5 protein-coding genes and 1 tRNA gene are annotated in these 4,331 nt (G+C 49.4%); 5 read left to right on the forward strand and 1 reads right to left on the reverse strand.

The features are described 5' to 3' along the window. Positions 1-540: 540 nt before the first annotated feature. The 5 genes from ACSHWX_RS17870 (at position 541) to ACSHWX_RS17890 (ending at position 4,193) form a co-directional block, all read left to right on the forward strand. On the forward strand, positions 541-1,449 hold the full coding sequence (locus ACSHWX_RS17870; protein WP_342857669.1) for a LysR substrate-binding domain-containing protein: 909 nt from the start codon (positions 541-543) through the stop codon (positions 1,447-1,449). A 265-nt stretch (positions 1,450-1,714) separates the two neighbouring features. Further along, positions 1,715-2,053 carry a hypothetical protein gene (locus ACSHWX_RS17875; RefSeq protein WP_435669567.1) on the forward strand — a complete coding sequence of 113 codons (339 nt, stop codon included), beginning with the start codon at positions 1,715-1,717 and terminating at the stop codon, positions 2,051-2,053. Beyond that, positions 2,050-2,595 (forward strand): SH3 domain-containing protein, encoded by a 546-nt coding sequence (locus tag ACSHWX_RS17880; protein WP_435669568.1) that lies wholly within the window; start codon positions 2,050-2,052, stop codon positions 2,593-2,595. The genes ACSHWX_RS17875 and ACSHWX_RS17880 overlap by 4 nt, the downstream gene beginning before the upstream one ends. Before the next feature lie 430 nt (positions 2,596-3,025). After that, entirely contained in the window at positions 3,026-3,379 is a 354-nt protein-coding gene (locus tag ACSHWX_RS17885; RefSeq protein WP_435669569.1) for an SMODS domain-containing nucleotidyltransferase, read from the forward strand. Positions 3,380-3,470: 91 nt separating this feature from the next. Beyond that, positions 3,471-4,193 carry a site-specific integrase gene (locus ACSHWX_RS17890; RefSeq protein ID WP_435669570.1) on the forward strand — a complete coding sequence of 241 codons (723 nt, stop codon included), beginning with the start codon at positions 3,471-3,473 and terminating at the stop codon, positions 4,191-4,193. Positions 4,194-4,254: 61 nt separating this feature from the next. Here ACSHWX_RS17890 and ACSHWX_RS17895 read toward each other — a convergent pair. Next, positions 4,255-4,331 (reverse strand) — tRNA-Arg (locus ACSHWX_RS17895).

A 4,331-nucleotide genomic window follows, 5' to 3' on the forward strand; every position in this document is an offset into this window, starting at 1 on the left:
ATCCTGTCTTGCGCGTTCGGAATTCACAGAAACGCACGTACCCGAGACGACGTCGCGCGTGACATCACAGCCATGGTTCATTCACTTTTGACAACGCAGAAATAATTTTCGCTTTAGGTGAGTGCGACGCTTATGTTGCTTGTTCCCGATAAATCATTTGCGAAAGCGGCCATTCGTGCATCGCGCAGCATCAGTCATATTGGGCTCTTTGCCGACTTTCGCTGCGTTTGCATACGAGATCAACGCCAAATAGGAAGGCGAGAGGCAGCTCAGCGGGACAAAGGCGTCATTCAGATTTTATGAACTCGGGCTTGAACTGTAGGTCTGCACGTTCACGCTCAGACATTCGTGCGATATCGGGATGTGATAGAGGATCTCGGTACCAGTTGGCCTTAGTGTTGCGTGTCGCCCCCTCTAGGAGCCAGTTCTTTTCAATAATCTTGAGAATTGTGATGATAGCGTTTTTCATAAAATCATATTTCACTGAAATATGCGCTTCTTGGAATCGACTTCGCGATAAAGTTAGTTTAGAAAAACTAAATGCAAAATCTAAACTCGATCCCTCTCTCAGCACTCAGGGCCGTCGAGGCCATTGCCCGCAGCGGCACGCTTGGACGTGCGGCTGACGAACTGGGTGTTACTGCCGGAGCTTTGAGTCAGCGACTGGCCAAAGCGGAAGCGGCATTGGGACAGACCTTGTTCATCCGCACCTCTTCGGGTCTCAAACCCACCAAGATATGTGCAGAGATCGCGCCGCGCCTAACGCGCGCCATCTCGGAACTATCCTCTGTCGTATCGGACATACGAGCGCCAAAAGACAATGCTCTGACTGTTTCGGTAGCACCAATCTTTGCAAGCCGTTGGCTTATTTGGAGAATAAATAAGTTCAATTTGCAAAATCCAAACATAAGTCTGCGAATCGTGCCATCGATGGAAGTGGTCGATCTGGACGGTTCCGAGGTTGATATCGGGATACGTGTCGGCGAAGGTTCTACAATCGGAAGAAGGGCAGTCAAGTTGCTGGACCAGCGTGTTTTTCCTGTTTGCACACCAGAGATCGCACGGACAATCCATACACCCGCAGATATCTTGAAGCTGCCCGTCATTCGGGAAAACGAGAAGCTGTATGGATGGAAAAGTTGGATGTCCGATCAAGGCATGGAAGGACAAAACTTGCCGTCTGGGCCAACCTATGCGGATGCATCCCTGTGTTTAGATGCGGCGATGACCGGCCAAGGTGTATTCATGGCATGGGAGACCCTCGCGTGTGATGCTCTGGAACGAGGTCAGGTCACGTCTCCGTTCAAGCAGAGATCGCTGACCGGGGCGACCTATTGGTTTGCCACAAGCCATCACTCAGCCCGAAAGCAAAGCGTAAAAAAGTTTAAGGAATGGCTAGAGGCAGAATTGGCGTGTTCTATTAACTACTGGAACAGCAGCTCGGATTAGAGAACTGTCACTTCGGGCTCAAACCCGACTTTCGCCGCGATTCCATACGAAAACAACGCCAAATAGGAAGGCGAGAGGCGGCTATGCGGACGGAGCTGCCGTTCGAATCTCCAGAACGGTCGTCGCTTTCGGAAGCCCCGTAGGCAAGGCGCAAAAAGTGAGGTGGAGCCATTTGGGGATGTACGCTATCAAGAAAGAACTTTGAGTAAACATGCTGCTGAGATATGATTTCTTACGATTCATATTATTCAAGGTCTGTTCATTTATGAAGTTCTTTTACTCTTTTACTCTATTCTTCGTGATCTTTTTATCACCTCTTCGTGCGCAAGAGACGGTCAGAGAGGCGACGGAAATGGTGCGCGACACGTGCCAGACGGCCAAGGACGAAGGAAGTTTCTCTAGTTTGATTGGAACAGGTAAGATTGACGGAAATGTCCGACTTCGTCTCGTTGTAAAACTGAATGCAGACGCCTTTGTTGAACTGACTGAAGAGGAATGGACCAGTATCAGGCAGGTGGTAAAAACGGATCAGCTTGCTGACAATCTGGACTACCGGGCATGCGTCAGGGTGTTGACACCCATTGTGATTGACAAGCTCCCATGAGGTGGATTGTCTCGGTTGCCCTTGTATTCTTCTTTTTGCCCGAATTTGCCTTTGCAAACGAAAGCTTAAGTGAAAGGGCTGCACGATTGGCGGTCGATAGCTGTACTGTTTCTTCAGTGCAGGGGGTTATCCGTAATTCAAGGGATAATCTGATACTTAGCTCTCCAGGCAAGTCGCAGGACATAGAAGTAACTGAGGAAAGTTGGGACGGTATTCAACAAGTCTTGCGAGAACATCAGCAAAAAGAAAGTGCAAACTACCGCGAATGCGTGCGTGAATTGACCAAGCTTTTCATTGAAGCTGAGGCGATTGCAGTGCCTCACCAAGTGACTTGCTACGTTGATGATGTTCGCCCTCCGGACGCTTGGCTCGCGCTAAGAACAGAGCCTAGCACACGTCGTGGCGTTCGCTTGGCACAATTGCCTCCAGGCCAGATTATTGAATTCTTGGGCGACCGTACTGGTGACTGGTATAGTGTAAGCACATCTGATGGGGCAGTTGGTTGGGTCTCGTGGAAACTTCCAAGATGGATAAGTTGCTGAGGGCACACCAGCTGATCGAAAAGCGGCGAAGTAATCCAGAACCAGACATTCGCGCAGTTCGCAGCATCCGCTATTTTAGGCTCTTTGCCGACTTTCGCTGCATTTGCATAGGCGCACAAACCGTTTTTTGCCGTAAACGTCCGCTTTCTTCCGGCAGCTTATTCGATTTCCCATATGCGGCGAAGGTCCGGAATCCGCCGTTGTGTCGATCATCGTTAACGGCCCATTGCCGACATTCGCCCCGCTCGACAGTCGCTGCGGAGCGGAACGTTGTTTTGGTCCTTTGCCTTAGGATGAATTTGATTCTCATTTTGGTAAAGTTATGTTAGGTAAGGTGAGCTTCAGCTTGCGTTGGCTATGGCTCAGCTTTGTATACTTCGCCTTTTCGTTTAGATGGCGCAAAAGCAGATTTTTGAGGTGAGAATTTCCAATGAGTGTGGCTGACAATTTCAAATCGTTTCGGAAAAGATACCTAATACCCACCGAAACACTCTCAAGTATTTCATATCGCTATAAGAGAATAACAAGGCAATTGAATAAGGACTTCTGGGGAACTGATTCCGAAACTTCGCACAGTCTTTATGTTGGCTCTTTTGGGCGAGACACAGCGACAAACGGGGTTAGTGACATTGACATGTCATTTACGCTACCGGCCAGCCTTTACCATCAATACAATGCATATTCTGGAAACGGCCAATCTACCCTGCTTCAGAAAGTAAAAGATTCCCTCAACAAGACCTACTCAAACTCATATACGGGCGCTGATGGGCAGGTATGCGATTGAGGCATTACTGCCGTTTTGGGCTGACCTAAAAGTATCGCATGTCAAAGGCGAAACCTGCCGCAGATACGCAAAAGTTCGAAAAAGAGTGACAATGCGAGGCAGCAAAGGCGAGCCTATCGAATGGGAACTTATTTCTGTTGGGACTGTGCGCCGAGAACTCGGAACCTTGCAGGCTGCGATCAATTACAGTCACAAAGAGGGCTTACTAACCAGCGCCCCTGTGGTCACGTTACCCAGCAAGCCTCAACCAAAAGACAGATGGTTAACCCGCGACGAAGCTGCAAAGCTTTTGTGGACAGCATATCGTAGCCACAAGTCAAAACACATTGCGCGCTTCATTCTAATTGGCCTGTACACAGGGACGCGCAAAGACGCAATTATTAGAATGGGATTCTGCAAGAACACAATCGGCGGCTGGTTTGACCTCGAGGCTGGTATCATGTTTCGCATGTCCGAAAGTGAGCGCATAACAAAGAAGCGCCGAACACCTGCCCCGATCCCGCGCCAACTCTTAGGACACCTGAAGCGATGGCACGCGCAAGGGTGCCATTGGGCTGTTGAATACAATGGCGGCATGATCAAAGACCCCAAGCGTGGCTTTGCAAAAGCTGCAAAAGAAGCGGGGTTAACTGACGTATCACCACATACCTTAAAGCATACAGCGATCACATGGGCGCTGCAAAATGGCGTCAAGACATGGGAGGCATCGGGATACTTCGCGACCAGCCAAGAAACCATTGAAAAAGTCTACGGGCATCACGCCCCCGACTTCATGGAATCTGCAAAAAAAACCATAGAAAGGAGACGAAAGTGAGAGTTTCCGTTACGCGTAACAGATACACAAAAAATATGAACTTGCTAAGTCATTGATATTTTGGTGCACCCAGCAGGATTCGAACCTGCGGCCTCTGCCTTCGGAGGGCAGCGCTCTATCCAGCTGAGCTATGGGTGC

The sequence above is a fragment of the Maritalea sp. genome, assembly GCF_051251695.1.
Taxonomy (GTDB): domain Bacteria; phylum Pseudomonadota; class Alphaproteobacteria; order Rhizobiales; family Devosiaceae; genus Maritalea.